At 61.9% G+C, this 21,162-nt stretch carries 17 protein-coding genes; 15 read left to right on the top strand and 2 right to left on the bottom strand.

Annotated features, from left to right (window positions below; all coding sequences use genetic code 11):
• Positions 1-46: 46 nt before the first annotated feature.
• On the top strand, positions 47-349 hold the full coding sequence (locus JWR14_RS02415) for a metalloregulator ArsR/SmtB family transcription factor (RefSeq protein ID WP_299700678.1): 303 nt from the start codon (positions 47-49) through the stop codon (positions 347-349).
• Positions 350-395: 46 nt separating this feature from the next.
• On the opposite strand, the gene JWR14_RS02410 is transcribed toward JWR14_RS02415, so the two are convergent.
• Entirely contained in the window at positions 396-1,694 is a 1,299-nt protein-coding gene (locus JWR14_RS02410) for an MFS transporter (RefSeq protein ID WP_299700675.1), read from the bottom strand.
• Positions 1,695-1,800: 106 nt separating this feature from the next.
• Between JWR14_RS02410 and JWR14_RS02405 the strand changes: the two genes are divergently transcribed.
• The 14 genes from JWR14_RS02405 (at position 1,801) to JWR14_RS02340 (ending at position 16,712) form a co-directional block, all read left to right on the top strand.
• Positions 1,801-2,721, top strand: coding sequence for a LysR substrate-binding domain-containing protein (locus JWR14_RS02405; RefSeq protein ID WP_299700672.1), 921 nt, complete (start codon positions 1,801-1,803; stop codon positions 2,719-2,721).
• 116 nt (positions 2,722-2,837) lie between these two features.
• Complete coding sequence (locus JWR14_RS02400) at positions 2,838-4,382, top strand: FAD-dependent oxidoreductase (RefSeq protein WP_299700669.1); 1,545 nt, start codon at positions 2,838-2,840, stop codon at positions 4,380-4,382.
• Positions 4,383-4,389: 7 nt separating this feature from the next.
• A complete protein-coding gene (locus JWR14_RS02395; RefSeq protein ID WP_299700666.1) occupies positions 4,390-4,998 on the top strand; it encodes a UdgX family uracil-DNA binding protein in 609 nt (202 codons plus the stop codon).
• A gap of 35 nt (positions 4,999-5,033) precedes the next feature.
• Positions 5,034-5,417: a DUF3175 domain-containing protein gene (locus JWR14_RS02390; protein WP_299700662.1), complete on the top strand. Its 384-nt coding sequence runs from the start codon at positions 5,034-5,036 to the stop codon at positions 5,415-5,417.
• A 152-nt stretch (positions 5,418-5,569) separates the two neighbouring features.
• On the top strand, positions 5,570-5,737 hold the full coding sequence (locus JWR14_RS02385; protein ID WP_299700659.1) for a hypothetical protein: 168 nt from the start codon (positions 5,570-5,572) through the stop codon (positions 5,735-5,737).
• A gap of 82 nt (positions 5,738-5,819) precedes the next feature.
• Positions 5,820-7,118, top strand: a complete 1,299-nt coding sequence (locus JWR14_RS02380; protein ID WP_299700709.1) for a sorbosone dehydrogenase family protein — start codon at positions 5,820-5,822, stop codon at positions 7,116-7,118.
• A gap of 13 nt (positions 7,119-7,131) precedes the next feature.
• A complete protein-coding gene (locus JWR14_RS02375; protein WP_299700657.1) occupies positions 7,132-7,614 on the top strand; it encodes a hypothetical protein in 483 nt (160 codons plus the stop codon).
• A 167-nt stretch (positions 7,615-7,781) separates the two neighbouring features.
• Positions 7,782-10,169, top strand: a complete 2,388-nt coding sequence (locus JWR14_RS02370; RefSeq protein WP_299700654.1) for a phosphoketolase — start codon at positions 7,782-7,784, stop codon at positions 10,167-10,169.
• A 5-nt stretch (positions 10,170-10,174) separates the two neighbouring features.
• The gene (locus JWR14_RS02365) at positions 10,175-11,293 is read left to right on the top strand and encodes an acetate/propionate family kinase (protein WP_299700650.1); all 1,119 of its coding nucleotides are present in this window, start codon (positions 10,175-10,177) and stop codon (positions 11,291-11,293) included.
• Positions 11,294-11,438: 145 nt separating this feature from the next.
• Entirely contained in the window at positions 11,439-12,428 is a 990-nt protein-coding gene (gene coxB, locus JWR14_RS02360; protein WP_299700647.1) for a cytochrome c oxidase subunit II, read from the top strand.
• A gap of 20 nt (positions 12,429-12,448) precedes the next feature.
• Positions 12,449-14,428 carry a cytochrome c oxidase subunit I gene (ctaD, locus tag JWR14_RS02355; RefSeq protein ID WP_299700644.1) on the top strand — a complete coding sequence of 660 codons (1,980 nt, stop codon included), beginning with the start codon at positions 12,449-12,451 and terminating at the stop codon, positions 14,426-14,428.
• A 10-nt stretch (positions 14,429-14,438) separates the two neighbouring features.
• Positions 14,439-15,020 carry a cytochrome c oxidase subunit 3 gene (locus JWR14_RS02350; RefSeq protein WP_299700706.1) on the top strand — a complete coding sequence of 194 codons (582 nt, stop codon included), beginning with the start codon at positions 14,439-14,441 and terminating at the stop codon, positions 15,018-15,020.
• Positions 15,021-15,030: 10 nt separating this feature from the next.
• The gene (locus tag JWR14_RS02345; RefSeq protein WP_299700641.1) at positions 15,031-15,426 is read left to right on the top strand and encodes a hypothetical protein; all 396 of its coding nucleotides are present in this window, start codon (positions 15,031-15,033) and stop codon (positions 15,424-15,426) included.
• 38 nt (positions 15,427-15,464) lie between these two features.
• The gene (locus JWR14_RS02340) at positions 15,465-16,712 is read left to right on the top strand and encodes a cytochrome c (RefSeq protein WP_299700703.1); all 1,248 of its coding nucleotides are present in this window, start codon (positions 15,465-15,467) and stop codon (positions 16,710-16,712) included.
• Positions 16,713-16,746: 34 nt separating this feature from the next.
• On the opposite strand, the gene JWR14_RS02335 is transcribed toward JWR14_RS02340, so the two are convergent.
• Positions 16,747-20,862, bottom strand: a complete 4,116-nt coding sequence (locus JWR14_RS02335) for a CheR family methyltransferase (protein ID WP_299700700.1) — start codon at positions 20,860-20,862, stop codon at positions 16,747-16,749.
• Between the last annotated feature and the right edge of the window lie 300 nt (positions 20,863-21,162).

Here is a 21,162-nt window from a genome sequence, read left to right as displayed (position 1 = left end):
CTGGTGGTGAGCGATCCGCTGACCTCACGAACCATCAGGTGCACGCGTGAACACCGATCTTCTCAACTCGACTTTCGCGGCGCTCGCCGATCCGACCCGGCGGGCAATCCTCGCGCGGCTTGTCCGAGGCGAGGCGTCAGTGTCCGAGCTTGCCGAGCCATTCGACATGACGCTCGCCGCCGTGTCCAAACATCTAAGGGTGCTCGAGCATGCCGGGCTGATCGTGCGTGAACGCGACGCGCAACGCCGTCCATGCCGCCTCGCCGCAGCGGCCTTGAAAGATGCAAGCGAATGGTTCGACCCGTATAGACGGTTATGGGAATCCAGCGAAGGCGGGAGGACACGTTAAACCGCCCTCCTCAAACTGACCGAGACCAATGCCATTACAGAATCCGTTACAACACCCGAGCCGCGAGCTTCATTGACTTCACCGGTTTCGGAAACAACGGATAGGCGACCAATGCGCAGACAGCGGCAGCAAGCCAGACAACGCCCCACGATCCGACCGCAAGCAAATGCGGAATGCACAGCGGCGTCAGGAACAAGCCGAGATACACGGCGGTATTGACCATCCCGAGCGCTGTGCCCGCCCGATCCTTGCCGGCCAGCGTCGCGAGTTCCGTGTAGGCCACGCCATGCCACGCGGACACGCAGATCCCGGCGAACGCAATCAGCACCATCAGCAACGCTTCCGGCACCCGCTGACCGAATGCCACCGCAGCTCCCAGCACCACGAACGATGCCACCGCGACCAGCGTTGACCCACGCAGATACCCCCGCCGGTTGCCACGTTTATCGGTGAAACGGCCGCTCGCGACGCGCATGATCATTGCGCCGAGCTGGACGGTGACCATCGTCGCGGTAATGCCCGTTATGCCGACATGCGCGAAGTCATGCAAAAACACGGTAGCGAAAGTCAGCACCGCGAACTGTGGCACGCACAAAATGCCGATGCCCGCCACGACACGCCAGATCATCCGGTCGCGCAACGGAGCGACCACCGGCGCGGCCGGCATGGGTGAACTCGCAGTCGACCCGGCATGCGCTGCAACAGGCGACTCTGGCGGCTCATGCAACCAGAACCAGGCTAGCACGCCCGAGAACGCGCACATGGCCGCCAGCACCCCGTACACCGGCCGGAATCCGCCTGTGGAGGCAAGCCAGGGCAGGATCAACGCGCCCAGGCCGCCGCCAAGCGGCACGGCGGTCTGGCGAATGCTCATCGCCAGGCCGCGTTCGCCTTCCTGGAACCAGCGCATGACCGCGCGCCCGCTGGATCCGTTCACGCTCCCGCCGACCAGACCGACCAGGCACATCGATGTCACGAGCCATAACAAACCCGGAACGCCCGCATGCGACGGCACGACGAACAACATCATGGAGAGCAACGCGGCAGCAGTCGCGGCCAACCCGGTCAGCAAGATCGGCCGGTCACCCCAGCGGTCGGTTGCGACGCCCCACGGTAACTCCGTGATCGCCACCCCCAGCCCCATAGCCCCCAGCGCCAGCCCGAGCGCCGCATTGCCGAGGTGATAATCCGCACGAAGCCAGACGGCAGTCGTGGGAATGCCCGCAGCGGCAGCCGAAAAACTCACGTTCGCGGCCACGCCGACGCCCAGCACTTTCCATCGGTGCGACGCGCCCAGTTCGCGGGGCCGCGTTGCCGGCAACGGGATTGCGGATTGAGTTTCCATGCTTTTCTCGCTTGAATGCTGTCGATGGACGTAGTGTCGCGGCTTATCATCGTCCTGAATATCAAGTAATATTGATTGATGATTCGACAAAACAGGATGATCGACCATGTCACAAACCAATTTCGATGTCGCCTCGCTGCGGACCTTCGTGGTCGGCATGGAGCTGGGAAGCTTCGCGAAGGCGGCGGACCGCGTCGGGCGCTCGACCTCGGCCGTCAGCGCGCAGATCAAGAAACTGGAGGAGCAGTCGGGCGCGCCGCTGTTCAAGAAAGCCGGGCGCAATCTCGCGCTCACCGAAGCGGGTGAAACCATGCTGCGGTTCGCGCGCAGGCTGGTCGATCTCAATGACGAAGCCGCTGTCGCCGTGCGCGGCCCCGACCTCGAAGGCTGGGTCAGGCTTGGGCTGCAGGAGGACTTTGGCGAAGCCATGCTGCCCGATGTCCTGGGCCGGTTCTCGCGGGCGCATCCGAAAGTGCGGATCGAGGCACGGGTCGCGCGCAATACGGAACTGCTCAGCCGGATCGATTCGAACGACCTCGACCTGGCCCTGATCTGGGACGACTCGGTCTCTCTCGCGCATGAATTTCCAGGCAGCGACCGGCACGAGATGATCGCCGAGCCCGGGATGTGCTGGATCGGTTCATCAACCTTGCCTTGGAATCCTGATCCAGCAGAACCGCTGCCACTGGTTGCGTTCGATCGCGCCTGCCTGTTTTTCAGCGCCGCCACCGACGCGCTCGATCGCGCGAATATCCAGTGGCGCGTGGCGTTCACGAGTCCGAGTCTCTCCGGCCTGTGGGCCGCCGCGGCAGCAGGCCTTGGACTGACCGTGCGCACGCGCTATGGCCTGCCCGCTTCCGTCAGTGCATTCGAGGGCCGGGATCTGGGATTGCCCGCGCTGCCGTCGCTGCCGCTGTCGCTTGTGCGGGCGTCGGTTACGCCCACGCCACCGGTGCAACAACTCGCGGCGCTTATTCTTCAATCCGTACGAGGCGACTCGGTGTCGCTGGACCGGATCGCGGCGTGAGCGGCGCTGCGTTAGCACGGAACCAAAAATAGGAAGCCATTCACGCATCGCCCGTAGTCCAGGTTCGACGGCCCGCTTTTTGCTGAAACCCGGAGAACGACTGACGGGAGTGCGATATGGCCGGTTCCATGCAGCGAGCAGCAAGATTCGACGATCTTCGAGAGGACCAGGGTACGCGCGTAAGCATTGCCGATACCCCCATCCTGCTGGTCCGCGAAGGCGACCAGGTACATGCGTTTTCAGCCGATTGCCCACACGCCGGCGCGCCGCTCGAGCAGGGCGCGATATGCAATGGACGCATTGTTTGTCCGTGGCATAAAGGCACCTTCGCGGTTGCCGACGGCAGCCTGATCGAACCGCCGCCGCTGGCCGGTTTGAAACGCTATCCGGTAGCGATTGAAAACGGCGACGTACTGGTTTCACCGCACGCGCAAAATGAGCCCGCGCGCACGCCGGCTGCAGACACACGCACGATGGCAGTGATCGGTGCGGGCGCTGCGGGCGCGGCTGCCTGCGCCACGCTGCGCGAAGCCGGCTTCGATGGCCGTCTTGTGCTGATCGGGCCCGAGCACGGCATGCCCTACGATCGCACGGCGCTCAGCAAGTTCGTGCTCGCCGGCGACATGCCGCCCGAGAAGATCCCTCCGCTTTTGCCCGACGATTTCCTGTCGACGCAGCGTATTGAGCGTGTTGAAGCAAACGTCGAGAGACTCGATGCCGGCACGAAGCAAATCGATCTGTCCAACGAGCTCACCCTGAATTACGACGCCGCGCTGATCTGCACAGGGGGTATCCCCAAGCCAATGGATGTGCCCGGTTCCAACTTGCACGGCGTTTTCCTGCTGCGCTCACGAGACGACGCCGCCACGATTCTTTCCTCGCTCGAAGCCGCGAGAAAAGCGCTGATCGTGGGCGCAAGTTTCATCGGGCTGGAAGTGGCTTCATCGCTGAGAAAACGAGGGATGGACGTCACCGTTATCGCTCCAGGAAAGGTGCCGCTCGGCTCGCAATTCGGCGATGAACTAGGCCGCATGTTTCAACGCCTGCACGAGAAAAACGGCGTGGTCTTTCGCATGGAGTCCAAAGTCACCGCGTTCCTGGGCGATGACGTCGTGAAAGAGGCTGAACTCGATAGCGGCGAAAAATTGCCGGTCGACTTGGTGATCATCGGCACGGGCGTGCGCCCGGCTACCGACTTCCTGCAAGGCGTCGAGCTAGCGGATGACGGTGGCATTCCCGTGGATTCATCGATGCACGTCGCCGGTCTCGCCCCCGGTCTTTACGCCGCTGGTGACATCGCGCAATTCCCCCTGCCACGCTCGGACAAAACGCTACGCATAGAACACTGGCGCGTCGCCCAACAACACGCGCGTGTCGCTGCGTTGAACATGGCCGGCGCCGACGAGCATTACACGGGCGTGCCGTATTTCTGGACCTATCACTTCGGCAAGCGCGTCGAATATCTCGGCCATGCGAGCGAGCACGACGAAGTAGTGATCGACGGCGATCTTGATGCTCAGGCGTTCATCGCTTATCTGCTGAAGGATGGCCACGTCGCAGCGGCCGTTGCATGCGACCGCGAAGCGCCTGCCGCGCGGCTGGCGGAAGCCATGCGTGTCCCGTTGACGCTGGCGCAAGCGCGCAGCGCCGCTGCCGGTTGATGCAGTCATGGCGACCCGGCCCATCGGCATTCGTCCGGACCAGCAACCGGAAAACCTCGATCAATGCCGCCGCTGCCTGCTGTGGGAAGCGGCCACGCAAGCGGTCCCAGGTGCGGGTCCACGGCATGCGCCACTGATGCTCGTTGGCGAACAACCTGGCGATCAGGAAGACCTGCAAGGCAAGCCGTTTGTCGGTCCCGCCGGCGCATTGCTGGATAAAGCGCTCGATGAAGCCGGCGTGGACCGCAGCCGGGTGTATGTGACCAACGCGGTCAAGCATTTCAAGTGGGAACCGCGGGGCAAGCGACGGTTGCACAAGACCCCGGCGCAACGCGAAGTGGACGCGTGTCACTACTGGATCGAACGGGAGTTGGCGGAACACGATCCGAAGGTTGTTGTTGCGTTAGGTGCGACCGCGTTGAAGTCCGTGTTGCAAAAACCAAGCGTGAAATTGCAGGCTTCCATGGGCGATGCGATCGAACACGATGGGCGTCTGGTTATTGCGACCTTTCATCCGTCGTATGCGCTACGCGCCCCCGATGCCGGGACGCGCGAGAGTGCGTATCGCGCGATTGTGGAGGCCTTCAAACACGCCCATCGATTGATTAAAGATTGATTCCAAAGCACGCTAAACAACCCGGGAGCGACGATATGGCGACGGCATCGAAGAGCGGCACAAGCAGCAACGGCAAGCGCAAGACCACACGTCAGAAACATGCGCGCGCAAAGCCAAAATCGACGCAGCGTTCGAACCGTTCAAACCCCAGGCGCTGGTCGCATCACGTGATGGAAACAAGCGATGCAATGGATATCCAGCATGAGATTTTCAAGGAAGGCAGCGCGCAGGAGATCGCCGATTCGCTGAAGAAATCGTCGACTCGCAGTAGCCGGCGCAAAGGCACCCCGTTCCAGTCCGCCATGTCGATGCTGAACTTCTACATCAATCGCGCCGGACGAAACCTGCCGAAGTCTCGGCGGACGACCCTGGATAATGCAAAGAAGCGCCTGCGCGAAGCGTTCGGCCGCAAGCCGTGATTGCTGCGTGATTGCTGCGTGATTGATACATGAAGGCAGTGGTGGAATGCGCCTTGCTACTGAACCTCGCTATTGACCGCCAAGCGGCGGAAGCATCTGGCTCGCTCAGGCGGCGAGTATCGCCGTATTTGCCGGCCACCCAAGGAGGCGTCATGCCCGACAACACCGATCTGAATCCCGGCGACGAGGCTGCGCCCGGCACGCCTGGAACCGGCGAGAACCTCTGTCCTGGATGCAACGGTTCGGGAAAGAAGGAAGGGCAGAAGTGCGAACAGTGCAACGGCACCGGTAAGGTAATCGAGGGTATTGGCGGTGCGTGATTACCTTCGTAGCAGCGCGTTTTCCTTCCCACGCCGGGGAGTGCTCAAGGCCATTGTGACGGCCACCGTGTGCACGGTGAGCCTGTGCGGTCTCGTATTGCTGGACGGTTGCGCCAACGCAGCAGACAACCCCGCGATGGGTTATGGACCGAATCCCACGCTGCCTCCTCCGCATACAACGCTGATTCCCACGCTTAACGTGGCGCCCGCGAAACCCTGGCCCGAGGGCACAATGCCGACAGCCGCAGCGGGCTTCAGCGTAGCAGCGTTTGCCAAGGGACTCGATCATCCACGCTGGCTCACCACACTGCCCAACGGGGACGTACTTGTGGCAGAAAGCAATGCGCCCGCCGTTCATGATTCGGAGGGCGGCATCAAAGGCTGGATCGCGAAACAGTTTCAAAAGCGCGCAGGCGCAGCCACCGCAAGCCCGGATCGCATCATCCTGCTTCGCGACAGCCACCATGATGGCGTAGCAGACCAGCGCTCCGTGTTTATCGACAAGTTACATTCCCCGTTCGGCATGGTGCTGGTCGGCGACGACCTGTACGTGGCGAACACGGACGCCATACTGCATTTCAAATACCACGCGGGCGACACGTCTATTGCAGGACCGGGTGAAAAACTCACCGACCTGCCGGCAGGACCTATCGATCATCATTGGACCAAGAACCTGATCGCAAGCCGCGACGGCGCACTGCTTTACGCCACGGTTGGGTCTAACAGCAACGCGGGCGAGAACGGCATCGAGGCGGAAGAAGGTCGCGCGTCGATCATGGAAATTGATCGGGCAACGGGCAAATCGCGCATCTTTGCATCGGGCTTGCGCAATCCTAACGGCATGTCCTGGAACCCCGAGAGCGGCGCGCTTTGGACCGTGGTCAATGAGCGCGACGAGTTAGGAAACAACCTTGTTCCCGACTACATGACGGCAGTAAAAGACGGCGCTTTTTACGGCTTTCCCTACAGTTATTACGGCCAGCACATTGATACTCGCGTGAAGCCCCAGAATCCCGGGATGGTCGCCAAGGCGATACCGCCGGACTACGCGTTAGGGTCGCATGGTGCTCCGCTGGGCTTCACGTTCTACAACGCCACCTTGTTCCCGGCGAAGTATCGCAATGGTGCGTTCATCAGTCAGCATGGCTCGTGGAATCGCAAGCCGCGCAGTGGCTACAAGGTGATTTTTGTGCCATTTTCCGGGGGCAAACCGTCGGGACCGCCTGAAGACATCCTCACGGGGTTCCTCTCGCCGGAAGGCGATGCACGAGGACGTCCGGTCGGTGTGACGCTCGACCGTGACGGCGCGCTGCTGGTTGCCGACGACGTGGGCAACGCAGTCTGGCGTGTCACGCCGTCTTCATCGTCCGCGCAAAATTGATGGCAAAACGCTGATGGCAAAACGCACCGCCCCGGCGAACGGATTGTTCGCCGCCGCCGAAGCCACGCTGATCGGTCTTTACGACGCCGGCGTGCTGTCCCCGGCAGTGCTGCAACGTGTCATAGCCGGTTTTGCAAACAGCACGGTCGACTGGAACACGCCGCCCCGGCTTCGTACCGTCGACAATAAATCGCTGCACGAAGTGGTCGCCATGACCATGATGCCGGGACGAACCTTACGCAATGCATCGAAAGAATTTTTTGCGGTGATCGGGCATATTGGTGGTATCAGTGCTGAAGAGCGTGATGAACCCGAGGAGTCCGATGAACTGCCAGATGAGCCGCCCGATGACGAACCCGACAGCGATCTGATCAACCAGTTATCAGGCGGTAGCGGCCGGAAAAGTGCCGCTAAAGCCGCGCGCAAGACAGCACCGTCTGTCGGCTTCAATCCGCTCCTGCATGCAAGCTCTCCGCGTAAAAGCCGCCAGTCATAGCATTGCCTTTGATCCATGTCATGGTCGTGACTGACCGTGAACCTGTCGCACGCGGCACAATACAGAATGCCTTAGCGCCTGAATCCCTTAGCACAGAGCGACCCGCAAGAGTGACCCGCCGGATCGAGTGACACCGCCCTCCAACCAACGGATACAACGGACACGATATGGACACGCAGGCAACTCCCCGCTCCCTCCCCCTTTCTCCCGACGAATTGCGCAAGATCGACGCCTACTGGCGCGCCTGCAATTATCTGTCGGTAGGAATGATCTATTTACGCGCCAATCCGCTCCTGCGCGAGCCGCTCAAGGCGGAGCACATCAAGCAGCGCTTGCTCGGACATTGGGGTTCGGACCCCGGTCAGTCGTTCACGTGGGTGCACCTGAATCGCCTGATCATGAGGGACGACCTGAACGTCATGTATGTCTCGGGACCGGGTCATGGCGCACCCGCCACCTTGTCGAACTCTTACCTGGAGGGTTATTACTCCGAGGTCTACCCGGATCGTAGTGCTGACGAAACCGGCATGCTGCGCCTGTTCCGTGCTTTCTCGTCGCCTGGGGGCATCGGTTCGCATTGCACCCCTGAAACGCCTGGGTCCATTCACGAAGGCGGCGAGCTGGGCTACAGCCTCTCGCACGGCTTTGGCGCGGCATTCGATAACCCCGACCTGATCGTCGCGGTGGTGGTGGGTGACGGCGAAGCCGAGACCGGCCCGCTCGCCACGTCGTGGCATTCGAACAAGTTCCTGAACCCGGTGGTCGATGGCGCGGTGCTGCCCATCCTGCACTTGAACGGCTACAAGATCGCGAACCCGACCATCCTCGCGCGCATTCCGCAAGAAGAACTCGAAGCGCTGATGATCGGTTACGGTTACAAGCCGCACTTTGTCTCGGGCAATGAGCCCGCTGTCATGCATCAACTGATGGCCGAGACACTGGAAACGTGTATCGGCGAGATTCGCGCGATCCAGGCTCATGCACGTTCGACTGGCGACACCACGCGGCCGCGCTGGCCCATGATCGTCTTGCGCTCGCCTAAAGGCTGGACTGGTCCGAAGGAAGTCGACGGCCACAAGGTCGAGGATTTCTGGCGCGCACACCAGGTGCCAGTGCTCGATCCGGTGACCAACGCGAAGAGCCTGAAGATCGTGGAAGCGTGGATGCGCAGCTACAAACCCGAGGAACTCTTCGACGAAAATGGCACGCTGATTGAAGAACTTCGCGAGATGGCGCCGAAGGGCGACCGTCGCATCAGCGCAAATCCGCACGCGAACGGCGGCCGGCTCAGGCGCTCGCTCGACCTGCCGGACATCCGCGACTATGCGTTCAAAGTCAAAGACCCGGCCGGCACGTACCAGTCGCCCACCGCAGTGCTTGCGACCTGGCTGCGCGATGTGATCAAGCGCAACATGAGCACCTTCAAGCTGTTCGGCCCCGATGAAACCGCCAGCAATAAACTCGATGGCGTGTACGAAGCGTCGGGCAAACGCTGGATCGCCGAGATCAAGCCGGAAGACAGCGACGGCGGCGCGTTAGCGGTTGACGGCCGCGTGATGGAAATGCTTAGCGAACACACGCTGGAAGGCTGGTTCGAAGGGTACGTGCTCACAGGCCGGCACGGGTTGCTCGCGACCTACGAAGCCTTCGTGCATGTGATCGATTCCATGTTCAACCAGCACGCCAAGTGGCTTGAAAAAGCGAAGAGCGAACTCGACTGGCGCGCACCGGTGCCTTCGGTGAACCTGTTGATTACCTCGCTGGTATGGCGTCAGGATCACAACGGTTTCACCCACCAGGACCCGGGTTTCCTCGATGTCGTCACGAACAAGAGTCCCGAAGTCGTGCGCATCTACCTGCCGCCCGACGCGAACTGCCTGTTGAGCGTGATGGACCATTGCCTGCGTTCGCGCGACTACATCAACGTGATTGTCGCGGACAAACAACCGCACTTGCAGTACCTCGACATGGACGCTGCGCTTGCGCATTGCACCAAGGGGATTGGCATCTGGGACTGGGCGTCGACGGACCAGAACAGCGAACCGGACGTGGTGATGGCCTGTGCCGGCGATATTGCCACCATGGAATCGCTCGCCGCCGTCGAGATCCTGAAGGAACATTTCCCCGACCTCAAGATCCGCTTCGTCAACGTAGTGGACCTGTTCCGGCTGATGCCCGATACCGATCATCCGCACGGTTTGTCCGGTCGTGATTTCGATTCCATTTTCTCGCGCGAGAAGCCGGTCATCTTCAACTTCCACTCGTATCCGTCGCTCGTTCACAAGCTCACGTATAACCGCACGAATCACGAGAACATGCATGTGCATGGTTATCGTGAGCGCGGCAACATCAATACGCCGTTCGAGTTGGCCATCATCAACCAGGTCGACCGCTTTTCGCTGTGTATCGATGTGATCGATCGTGTGCCGCGGCTTCGCGATACCGGCGCTCATACGAAGAACTGGCTCAAGGACCAGATCAACGCGAGCATTACCTACGCCCACGCGGAAGGCATTGACCGCGATGAGATCAGTAACTGGGTCTGGAAAGGCTGAAGACCATGACCCTGGGTATCCTGGTGCTGAACAGCGGTTCGTCGTCGCTTAAATTCGGCGTGTATATGCCCGGCAAATCGTCGGACAGCGGCGACGAAACGCCGTGGCTGACCGGCAGTGCGAAGGGCATCGGCCGCGATGACGGCTCGCTGACCATGCGTTCGTCGGATGGTGCGATCGATGTCACGCAAAACCATGTGATGGAGTCGCAGCACGACGCGTTGCAGCGCGTGGCCGACGCGCTGCATGCGCATCTCGACCGGCCGTTGGCCGCGGTAGGGCATCGGGTCGTGCATGGCGGTCCGCACCTGACCGACCATGCGCTGATCACGCCCGAGGTGAAGCAGACCCTGCGCGATGCGGTGCAATTCGCGCCGCTGCATCTGCCGCAGGCGCTGGAGTTACTCGATCTGGCACAGCAGATTTTCAACGACGTGCCGCACTACGCCTGCCTCGATACCGCGTTCCACCGGACCATGCCCGCACGCGCGACTCACCTCGCGCTGCCGAAACACTACGCTGACGAAGGGGTGGTCCGATACGGTTTTCACGGTCTCTCGTATGAGTCGATCGTCGCAACGCTAGGTAACGATCTTCCGGCACGCCTCGTGGTCGCGCATCTCGGCAGCGGCGCAAGCCTGTGCGCGATCCGCGATGGCCGTTCAATCGATACAAGCATGGGTCTCACGCCGACGGGCGGCATTCCCATGGCGACACGCACTGGCGACATCGACCCTGGCGTGGTGGTTTATCTGATGCGGACCGGTTCGCTAGACGCCGATGCGCTCGAGCACCTGATCAATTACGAAAGCGGCCTCAAGGGTCTCTCCGATTCGAACGACGACATGCAGGCGCTTCTGCAACGCAACGACGCAGACGCGGAACTTGCCATCGATATCTTCTGTACTGCTGTGCGCAAGACCATCGGCGCGTATGCCGCGTTGATGGGCGGTCTCGACCGTGTGGTGTTCACCGGCGGGATTGGCGAGCACGCCGCGACCGTGCGTGAACGCATTTGCGAGGGACTTGAATTTCTCGATGTTCAGTTCGACGTGATCGAGACGCAGGAAGAGCGGCAGATTGCGCGTCATTGCCGCGCGTTGCTCAGCCAGACGACCGCCTGAAAGCGGCTTGTCAGGGTACGTCGATTGCTGCCGGGTTCGTCGATTCACATTCGACCCCGCCTGGAGCACTCGATGTCAGATCCCTGCCGCCACGGTTGCAACCTTTCGCGCTTGACATCCTCAATCACGCTCAAGCTGAGCTGAGATGCCGCTCGCCGGGGTTGCATCGCAGGTGCGTGTCAGCGACGGCGCACCGCTCAACTACTTCCTCCACGCGGCCGGGCCGGCCGCCGGACCGACCCTTCGGCTCGACTGGGTTTTCACGGCGATCTGCGTAGCGGTCTGCGTGATTGTCGGCGGTTTGCTGGGCGCCGCGATTCTGCGGCGCCGTCCCAGCGCACCGCTGCAGCAACTCGCTCACGGCACGAGCGGATTGCGCTGGATCGTGATCGGCCTAGGTCTCTCCGTGCCCGTGCTGGTTGCCATGCTGGTCTATGCACTGTTCACGCTCGACCAGGTTGCATCGCCCGCGGAAACACCCGCGCTGACGATCACGGTGACGGCCTACGATTGGTGGTGGAAAGTGGTCTATGACGACGCACCCGATGCTTCCGCGCGTTTCGTCACCGCCAACGAGATCCACATCCCTACCGGGGAGCCTGTGCGGTTCAAGCTCAAAAGCGCCGATGTGATCCACACGTTCTGGGTGCCCAGGCTTGCCGGCAAGACCCAGGCGATTCCCGGCCAGACCAACGAACAATGGCTACAGGCCGATGCCCCCGGCGTGTATCGCGGACAATGTTCGCAGTTTTGCGGTGCACAGCATGCGCACATGGCGTTCGAAGTTGTCGCCGAGAGCCGCGCCGATTTCGCCGCATGGAGCGCGCAACAATCGCGCGCGCCGGACACGCCGAACGCCGCCACAGTGACCGCAGGCAAAACCCTGTTCGCCGATAAATGCGCGGGCTGTCACGCGATCCGCGGCACCGATGCACAAGGCGCGCAGGCACCCGATCTGACGCACCTGAACTCGCGGCGTCTGATCGCGGCCGGCACGCTTTCCAACACCGCACAGAATCAGCTCACGTGGATCACTGAAGCCCAGCGCGTCAAGCCCGACTCGCTGATGCCCTCCATTGCGTTGAAACGCGACGAAGCGGCGAGTTTGTCCGCGTATCTCGCAACACTCAAATAGTCATCGAGGAGCGACGCTTCATGAGCAACCTGCCTGCCGATGCCCGTGTTCCAGAGAGCGGCCGTGTGCCGGCCGGAAGCGCCAGGCAAAAGCGCCTTGCCGAGATCTGGGAAGCACCGCCGGGCTTGCGAGGATGGTTATCGACGGTCGATCACAAGAGCATCGGCCTGCGGTACCTGGTCACCGCCTTTGTGTTCCTGCTGATGGGTGGCGTGGAAGCGTTGATCATGCGTGTGCAACTCGCACGCCCCGACGCAACCGTGCTCACACCCGAGCAATACAGCCAGCTTTTCACCATGCACGGCGTGACGATGATCTTCCTCTACGCGCTGCCCGTGCTGTCCGGATTTTCCAACTATTTGTGGCCACTGATTCTTGGTGCACGCGACATGGCGTTCCCCCGGCTCAATGCGCTCTCCTACTGGCTGTTCCTGTTCGCGGGCATCTTCCTTTATTCGAGTTTTCCGTTTGGACAGGCACCCAATGCCGGCTGGTTCAACTACGTGCCGCTCTCAGGGCTCGAATACAACACTGGGCCAAACATCGATATCTACGCGCTCGGCATGATCTTGCTCGGGGCGTCGACCACGGTGGGCTCGGCGAACTTCGTGGTTACACTTATCCGCATGCGCGCGCCGGGCATGTCGATTGACCGCGTGCCGGTGCTGGTATGGGGCACGCTCACGGCATCCGGCGGCAACCTGCTAGCGGTGCCCGCAGTAAGCCTTGCGTTTTGCCTGCTCTGGCTCGACCGCCAGTTCGGCACGCATTTCTTCGATGTGCTTAACGGCGGCCGGCCGCTGCTCTGGCAACACCTTTTCTGGATGTTCGCCCATCCGTGGGTCTACGCCGTCGTGCTGCCTGCCATGGGCATTGTTTCGGATGCGCTGCCAGTCTTTTGCCGCCGACCTCTCGTTGGCTACACGCCGGTCGCCCTGTCGACGGTCGCCACCATGGTGATCGGTTTCATCGTGTGGATTCATCATATGTTCGCTACCGGCATTCCCGCGCTGGCGCTCGCGTTCTTCGGCTCGGCAAGCATGGTGATCGCGATTCCGAGTGCGGTCGCCACGTTCGCATGGATCGCGACGATCTGGACCGGCCGTCCCGTGTTCAAGGTGCCCTTTCTTTATTTCGCGGGCTTTGTGTTGCTGTTCGTGATCGGCGGAGTCTCGGGTGTGATGACGGCCGCCGTGCCACTCGACTGGCAACTCAACGATACCTACTTCGTCGTCGCACACCTGCATTACGTGCTGCTCGGCATCAACGTTTTTCCGGTTATCGGCGGCGTGGTCTTCTGGTTTCCTAAATTCACCGGTCGCCTGATGAGCGAGCGCTTCGGCAAGCTGACGTTCTGTGTCTTGTTCATCGGCTTCAACCTCGGCTTCTTCCCGATGCATATAGCGGGGCTTCTTGGCATGCCGCGGCGCATCTACACGTATTCCGGCGACATGGGCTGGAACACGGTCAATATGATCACGTCGATAGGCTCGTTTGTGTTCGCGACCGGCGTGCTGATGTTTCTCGCGGACCTCGTATGGAGCTATAAACGCGGCCCCGTGGCCGGCGACAATCCGTGGGATGCCCCGACGCTTGAATGGTCCGTTTCGTCACCGCCGCCCCCCTACAACTTCGCGACCATTCCGATAGTGGAAAGCAGGCACCCGCTGTGGGAAGAGCGGCTCTTTCACGACGATCCATCCCGGGCGCGCACGCAACTCGACGAAGGTTTGATCCTTGATCACGGTCGCGAAGCGCTGGCCACTCGCGCGCTGGATGGATGTCCCGACGCCATCCTCAAGATGCCCGGCGACTCGTACGCCCCCTTCCTGCTCGGCTTGTTCTCCACACTGATTTTTGCCGCGATGCTGCTGCACGTGTGGTGGCTCGCGCTTGCGATGCTGGCGGGTTTCGCCGTGTCACTGGCCGCGTGGATGTGGCCCGAAGCACCACTCCTGCAACGTGAACCTGGTGAACCTCAAGGAGAGACGCTTGGCTGATGTCATCGACATGGAGCGCGCACTGCCGGTTGGCGGTCAGGGACACAACGCGGGCGGCTGGTGGGGCATGTGGACGCTGATCGGGACCGAGGCCGCGCTGTTTGGTTACCTGATCTTCAGCTACCTTTACCTGTACTCGCAAGGCGGCGGCAAGTGGCCGCCCGACGGTCTGCCGAAGATGGGCCCGGCGCTTTTCAACACGTGCGTGCTACTGGCCAGCAGCGTGTTTGTCGTGTTGTCCGAGCGTGCGGTCAAGCGAGAGCGACGCAACATGGCGATCCTGTGGATGAGCGTGGCGATCATGCTTGGGGTGCTTTTCGTTGGCGTACAACTCAAGGAGTGGCACGACCATCCGTACGGACCGTCGGCGCACCTCTATGGCTCGCTCTATTTCACCATCACGGGTTTCCACATGCTGCACGTGGTCGCCGGACTCGTCGTGCTAATCCTGTTGCTTACCTGGACCGCACTCGGTTATTTCGACGATCGCCGTCATACCGTCCTGAGCATCGGCGGCATGTACTGGCATTTCGTGGATATCGTATGGCTGTTTATTTTCACGACGCTTTATATCAGCCCTTACGTGCTCTAGGAGACACGCCGTGACGGCACGCCGCGAACGCATTCTGTATGCCCTGCAGCAGATCTACGCGCTGCTCGGTGCACCGCTCGCGTGGATCGTGCAGATCTGCACATGCGAAGCGCTCGCGGCGCAGGCTTGTTACCCCGCGCAAGACCCGCTCGCGCATCCGGACCTGCATGCGCTGAACGCTTACATTGGCGCGGTGAGCCTGCTATGTCTGGCGGTGGCACTGGGCGGCCTCACAGCCGCGTGGCGGGGCTGGCGGACCCTGCGCCGGGAAGCGGACACTAATTCCGACCGTCGGGCCGGGAAGTTCCTGTTTCGTGTTGCCATCCTGTCCAGCCCGATGTTTGTTCTCGGGCTGCTCGTGACCGCAATGGCCGCGTTGATCGTCTCGCCTTGCAAACCGTGGTGACGCCGATGAAACGTGCCGCCGCCCTGCTCGCCTGCCTTATGACACTGACGGCATTGACGGAAAACACGCATGCACAGACCGCCGATCAAACCCTGATCACACGCGGTGAATACCTCGCGCGCGCCGGCGATTGCGCCGGCTGCCATACCGCACCCAACGGCGGCGCGCCGTTCGCGGGTGGATTAGGCATGGCGTCGCCGTTCGGCACGATTGTCAGCAGCAACATCACTCCCGACAAGCAACATGGGATTGGCGAGTACACCTACGCAGACTTCGCGCGGACACTGCGCGAAGGGATCGCGCGCGGCGGCAAGCATTTGTATCCGGCGATGCCGTACCCGTCGTTTTCGAAGATCGATGACAACGACATGCAAGCGCTTTACGCCTACTTCATGCTTGGCGTAGCACCGGTCTCGAAAGCGCCACCGCCCACCCGCCTGCCGTTTCCCTTTAACCAGCGCTGGGCGCTCGCGTTCTGGAACCTCGCCTTCGCACCGAACGAAGCGTATGCGCCGCATCCGGAGCATGACGCCCAATGGAACCGCGGTGCTTATCTCGTGCAGTCGCTTGGGCACTGCGGCGCATGCCACACACCGCGCGGTCCTGCGTACGAGGAACATGGTTATACGGAGTCATCGGAGCACTATCTGACGGGCGGTGTGAACGATCACTGGTTCGCACCGAACCTGACCGGCGACGCCGGTTCAGGCCTCGGCCGAGTGCACGAAGAGGAAATCGCGGCGTTCCTCAAGTCGGGACATGGCGGCGGACTGGTCACGTTCGGCAGCATGGTCCAGGTGGTGGAAGACAGTGCGCAATACATGAACGACGACGATCTCCACGCGATCGCCCATTACCTGAAGAGCTTGCCGCCGCAGCGTGCATCGGGCGCGTACGTGCCGCAATCCCTCGCTGCACGGCAGACTACCGCCGCCGCGCGCACGGGTAACATCGAACGGCCCGGCGCCGGCATCTATCTGTCCTTTTGCGCGAAGTGCCATGGACCGGAGGGAGAAGGCAAGCCACAAAAATATCCGAAGCTCGCAGGCAATCCCGCCGTGCTAAGCGCTGACACCACCTCGTTAATGCGCTTGACGGTCGAGGGCGGCAATTCCCCCGACACACGACAAGGGCCACCCCGCGAGAACATGCCCGCCTACGCCGACAAGCTGACCAACACGGAAATGGCGCAAGTGCTGACGTTCATCCGAACGACATGGGGCAATAACGCTTCACCCGTCACAACCCGCGACGTGAAGCAATTGCGCGCCGACATTCACAAATAGCAGAGGCGAAGCAGCCCGCCCCAGTCGTCAACCATCAGCGATGCTCGTGCGTGCCGCCGCCACGTGCGCCGCGCAAGAAGAACACCTGCTCGGCAGCGGCAATCAGCGCGTCAAGGGAGACCGGCTTGATCAGCGTCAGGTCGAAGCCCGACGCGCGCGCTCGCTCGTCGTCGGTACCCACGGTGTATCCCGTCAACGCGATAGCGGGCAACTGGGCCAAGCGGGGATTCGCCCGGACCCGGCCCATGAGCTCGTAGCCGTCCATACCGGGCATGCTGATGTCGCAGACCAGCAGGTCCACATGGTTGCGTTCGAGCAGCGCGAGCGCGTCGTCGCTGGCGTGGGCGGTAGCGACCAGCGCACCCTCGAGTTCCAGCAAAGCCGCGAATGCGCTAGCGGTTTCAGAGTCGTCGACGACGACCAGCATACGCACGCCCGCCAGCGACCCGCTGCGCTCCTCCGGCGCATGCTTGCCGGCGGGAAGGCCGTCGACCAGCGGCAGCCACACGCTCATCCGCGTGCCGCGTCCTGGCCCCTCGGACTGCGCAAGCACGCTTCCCGCATGCATCTCCACGAGTTGCTTGACCAGCGCGAGGCCAATGCCCATGCCACCGCCGGTCTTGCGACGGGCTTCGCTGCCCTGGGAGAACATCTCGAAGATATGCGGCAACAACGGCGCTTCGATCCCCAGCCCGGTATCCGTGACATCGATACGCAACTCGTCCTCTTTACTCGTGAGGCGAACGGAAACCGAGCCGCCGCGCGGCGTAAATTTCAGCGCGTTGCTCAGCAGGTTCCACACGATCTGGTCGAAACGTACGGGGTCCACCTTGGTCCATACCGGTTCATCCAGACCTTCGAACGACAGCGCAATGCCTCTTGATGCAGCGTCCGCCTCGATGGCATCGGCGATGGTTCGCAGCATGGCCGCAACGTCGCCCATCGCCAGGTTCAACGCCAGTTTGCCGGTACGCACGCGCGACAGGTCCAGCAAGTCGTCAATGATCTTCGCCTGACCGAGCACCGCGCGCTGGATCGCGTCGGCCGTGACCTGGATCGCCGGTACGCCACGCGCCTCCGGGATGCGCGGCAACATTTCCGCCTTCACATGAATCAGGTTGAGCGGGTGCTTCAGTTCGTGCGACAGCACGGCCAGGAAATCGTCCTTGAGCCGGTTCGCCGCTTCCGCCTGCGCCCGCACCGCCCGCTCCTCCGCCAGTTGCGACTGCCGCGCGTCTTCCTGCGTCTTGCGGTCCGTGAGATCCCTCACGATCTTTGCGTAACCCGTGAACTTCGGATCGGACAAGGGCGTCACCACGCCGCTGCAAAACACCTTGCGGCCGCCCTTCGCGACCTGCCAGCGATCATCGTCGGCACGGCCATCGCGTTGTGCGGCTTCGCGTTCGTGCGCCGCCATGCGCGCCCGCTGATCGTCCGCAGTAAAGATCACGTCGATATCCTGCCCGACCGCTTCCGCTGCCGTATAACCGAAGACACGCTCGGCGCCGGCGTTCCAGCTGACGATGCGACCCTCGGGATCCTGCACGATGATCGCGAAGTCGTTGGTCGTCTGCGCCGCAAGTCTCAGGCGCTCCTCGCCCGCCCGCACGTTCGCCTCCGCGCGGCGGCGCGCCGTGGTTTCAACGAGACTGAGCACCGCGCCATCAATCCGGTCGTCCGCCGTCCGGTAGGGCAGCACACGCGCGAGGAACCAGCGGCCGTCGGACGTGGCGACCTCGCGCTCGGTCAGGCGCAATGACTGGAACGTCGCACTCACATCGTCGGCCAGTTCGGGATAAACCAGCCGGTGCGTGATGTCGAACAACGAGCGCCCGACATCGGCGCCGATCAGGTTGAACACCGTGGCCGCACTCGGGGTATAGCGTTTGATGCACATCGCGCGATCGACGAAAATGGTGGCGATGTCTGTCGAGGTGATCAGGTTCTGCAAGTCGTCATTGGCCTTGCCCGTCTCCTCTATCTTCGCCTGCAGTTCCGCGTTGACGGTGATGAGCTCCTCGTTCACCGACTGCAACTCTTCCTTGCTGGTTTCGAGTTCTTCTGTTGCCGACCTCAATTCCTCGTTGATCGCCTGCAATTCTTCATTGGATGCCTTCAACTCTTCCATCGACGTCTCGTACTGCTCGATCGTGGTCTGCAGTTGTTCCTTGCTCGAGTGCAGCTCTTGTTCGAGCTGCTGCATCACGGTGTCGTGCCCCGTTTGATACTCCACTATCACCCGGTCTTCCGTCATCGCTTCCTGGACCTCGTCGAACAGCACGAGGAGGAAGTCGGCGTCCGCGGCAGCGTCATGGAACGGGCGCACGGTCATGTTGACGTACGAAGGATGACCGTTGCGCTGCAGCTTGACGCGCCGGGCCTCCACGCTATTGCCCGTCTGCGCGGCCTGGAACAAAGCGGTACGCAAGTCGAGCCGCAGTTCGGGCAGCACCACGGCAATCATGTTGCTTGAAGGTTCGCCTCCGACATAGCGCAGGAAACGTCCCGCGTTATCCGACATATGCACGATCTTCGAATCGCGGTTGACGATCACGCTGGGCGGCGCGTATTGCTCAAGCACGCGCTGGTGTAGCGCACTGAATGAGAAATTGCGGCGCCCCGGGATCAGCGCGGACCCCGCCTCTTCGTCGTGCGTGTAACGCCCTTGCATTAGCAGCGAAGGCGCGCCCAGTATCGGGCGGTTCGGCTGCTTCGCCGCCTTTGCCCGGTAGATACGGTTCTTCTTGTCGACCACGCTGAACAGGTCTTCGACCGAGTCGGCCGACTCCGACGTGCCGAGGAACAGATACCCGTTGGGGTACAACGCGTAGTGGAACATCTCCAGCACCTGGTTCTGCACGCCGCGGTCGAGATAGATCAGGAGGTTGCGGCAGGAAACCAGGTCGAGGCGCGAGAATGGCGGATCGCGCAGCACGTTGTGCATGGCGAACAGGATCTTCTCGCGCACGCTTTTCACGACCTCGTAGCGCGAATCAGTCTTGACGAAAAATTTCCGCAGCGTAGAGGGACGGACATCGGTCATGATCGACTCGGGATACAGTCCGGCCCGCGCGCGCGCGACGGCGCTTTCGTCGATATCGGTGGCGAACACTTGGATATTGGCTGAGGAATGTAACGCTTCGCGCTGCTCGAACAGGAGCATGGCGAGCGAATACGCCTCCTCGCCCGACGAGCATCCCGCGACCCACGCGCGAACCTGATCGCCGTCGGCCTTGTTCTGGAACAAGGCCGGCAATACACCGCGCTCGAGCGACTCGAACGCTTCTCGATCGCGGAAATAACTGGTCACGCCAATCAGCATGTCCTTGAGCAAGGCCGCGGTTTCGCGCGCGTTATCCCGCAGCAGGTCACGGTACGCAATGAGGTCGGGCACGCCGTTGACTTGCAGGCGCCGCTCGATCCGGCGCAGCATGGTTGCACGCTTGTAGAAACGGAAATCGTGGCCGGTGCGGGTGCGCAGCGTCGCCAAAATGGCCTGCAACGCAAGTTCGGCCTCCCCCCGGCTGTCGGCCCGGTCGTCCGGACTCAACGTGGTTGGTTCGAGTTCGGGCAGGGCGATGCGCTTGGCGTTGTTCCATATGTCGAGCAGCCGTTGCGGCATCTCCACCACGGGCAGCACCAGGTCGACCTGATCTGTCAGGATCGCGTTCTGCGGCATCTCCGCGTATTCGGCGTCGTTCGGCTCCTGCGCGAGCGTCACGCCGCCCTTTTCCTTCACATTGGCAATGCCGACCGAACCGTCGCTGCCTGTGCCGGACATCACGATGCACATCGCGCGCTGACCATGCGCGTCCGCCAGGCTCCGGAAAAACCGGTCGATAGTCACCGGCCGGCCCACCGTGGGCTCAGCGTCGCGTGCATTCAGGAAACCGTCCGCCATCGTCAGGCTCTTGCCCGGTGCGATGACATAGACGTGGTTCGCTTCTATCTTTGTCGGCCCGCTGACTTGCAACACGCCCATGCGGGTCACGTTCTGCAACACCTTGTCCGCGCTGCTGACGTGCTTCGCCGACAAGTGCAGGACCACTACAAACGCCATGCCCATATCGGACGGCGCGTTCTCGAAGAAGCGCAACAGCGCCTGCACGCCCCCTGCGGACGCGCCGATCCCAACAACAGGGAAATCCAGCGAGTTCGGGTTATGAGCCGCGCCCGGCCCGTCGTCTTCTGCTGGCGGCGCCGTTGATGTTGTAGTTTCGCTCACTCCAGGGGCCTCGGTTCGGGGTGCTTTGACGGATTAAAGATACCACTACGCGTTCGAACGAACGTGCTTTCTACCGCACGACCGAAACGGCGCGCTTCAGATGTGCACGTCACGCCGCGCGTGGGCATCGGATCATCCGGCTTTTATCGTCAGAGGCACAAGCGGCGCTCATTATATTCACGCGGCATTTTTTGCGCGCGTAGGGGCACTTTTTTAGCGTGGCCG

The organism is Caballeronia sp., from assembly GCF_028292365.1.
GTDB lineage: Bacteria > Pseudomonadota > Gammaproteobacteria > Burkholderiales > Burkholderiaceae > Caballeronia.
Note: the sequence above shows the minus strand (reverse complement) of the source record. Positions and strands in the feature narration are given on the sequence as shown.

What these genes read in the sequence shown, in the direction of transcription:
- coxB (WP_299700647.1), top strand. Translation starts at nt 11,439, where the DNA reads ATGCCGCTCGCCGGGGTTGCATCGCAGGTGCGTGTCAGCGACGGCGCA.
- JWR14_RS02405 (WP_299700672.1), top strand. Translation starts at nt 1,801, where the DNA reads ATGTCACAAACCAATTTCGATGTCGCCTCGCTGCGGACCTTCGTGGTC.
- JWR14_RS02375 (WP_299700657.1), top strand. Translation starts at nt 7,132, where the DNA reads ATGGCAAAACGCACCGCCCCGGCGAACGGATTGTTCGCCGCCGCCGAA.
- JWR14_RS02410 (WP_299700675.1), bottom strand. Translation starts at nt 1,694, where the DNA reads ATGGAAACTCAATCCGCAATCCCGTTGCCGGCAACGCGGCCCCGCGAA.
- JWR14_RS02340 (WP_299700703.1), top strand. Translation starts at nt 15,465, where the DNA reads ATGACACTGACGGCATTGACGGAAAACACGCATGCACAGACCGCCGAT.
- JWR14_RS02365 (WP_299700650.1), top strand. Translation starts at nt 10,175, where the DNA reads ATGACCCTGGGTATCCTGGTGCTGAACAGCGGTTCGTCGTCGCTTAAA.
- JWR14_RS02385 (WP_299700659.1), top strand. Translation starts at nt 5,570, where the DNA reads ATGCCCGACAACACCGATCTGAATCCCGGCGACGAGGCTGCGCCCGGC.
- JWR14_RS02395 (WP_299700666.1), top strand. Translation starts at nt 4,390, where the DNA reads ATGGCGACCCGGCCCATCGGCATTCGTCCGGACCAGCAACCGGAAAAC.
- ctaD (WP_299700644.1), top strand. Translation starts at nt 12,449, where the DNA reads ATGAGCAACCTGCCTGCCGATGCCCGTGTTCCAGAGAGCGGCCGTGTG.
- JWR14_RS02400 (WP_299700669.1), top strand. Translation starts at nt 2,838, where the DNA reads ATGGCCGGTTCCATGCAGCGAGCAGCAAGATTCGACGATCTTCGAGAG.
- JWR14_RS02350 (WP_299700706.1), top strand. Translation starts at nt 14,439, where the DNA reads ATGGAGCGCGCACTGCCGGTTGGCGGTCAGGGACACAACGCGGGCGGC.
- JWR14_RS02370 (WP_299700654.1), top strand. Translation starts at nt 7,782, where the DNA reads ATGGACACGCAGGCAACTCCCCGCTCCCTCCCCCTTTCTCCCGACGAA.
- JWR14_RS02390 (WP_299700662.1), top strand. Translation starts at nt 5,034, where the DNA reads ATGGCGACGGCATCGAAGAGCGGCACAAGCAGCAACGGCAAGCGCAAG.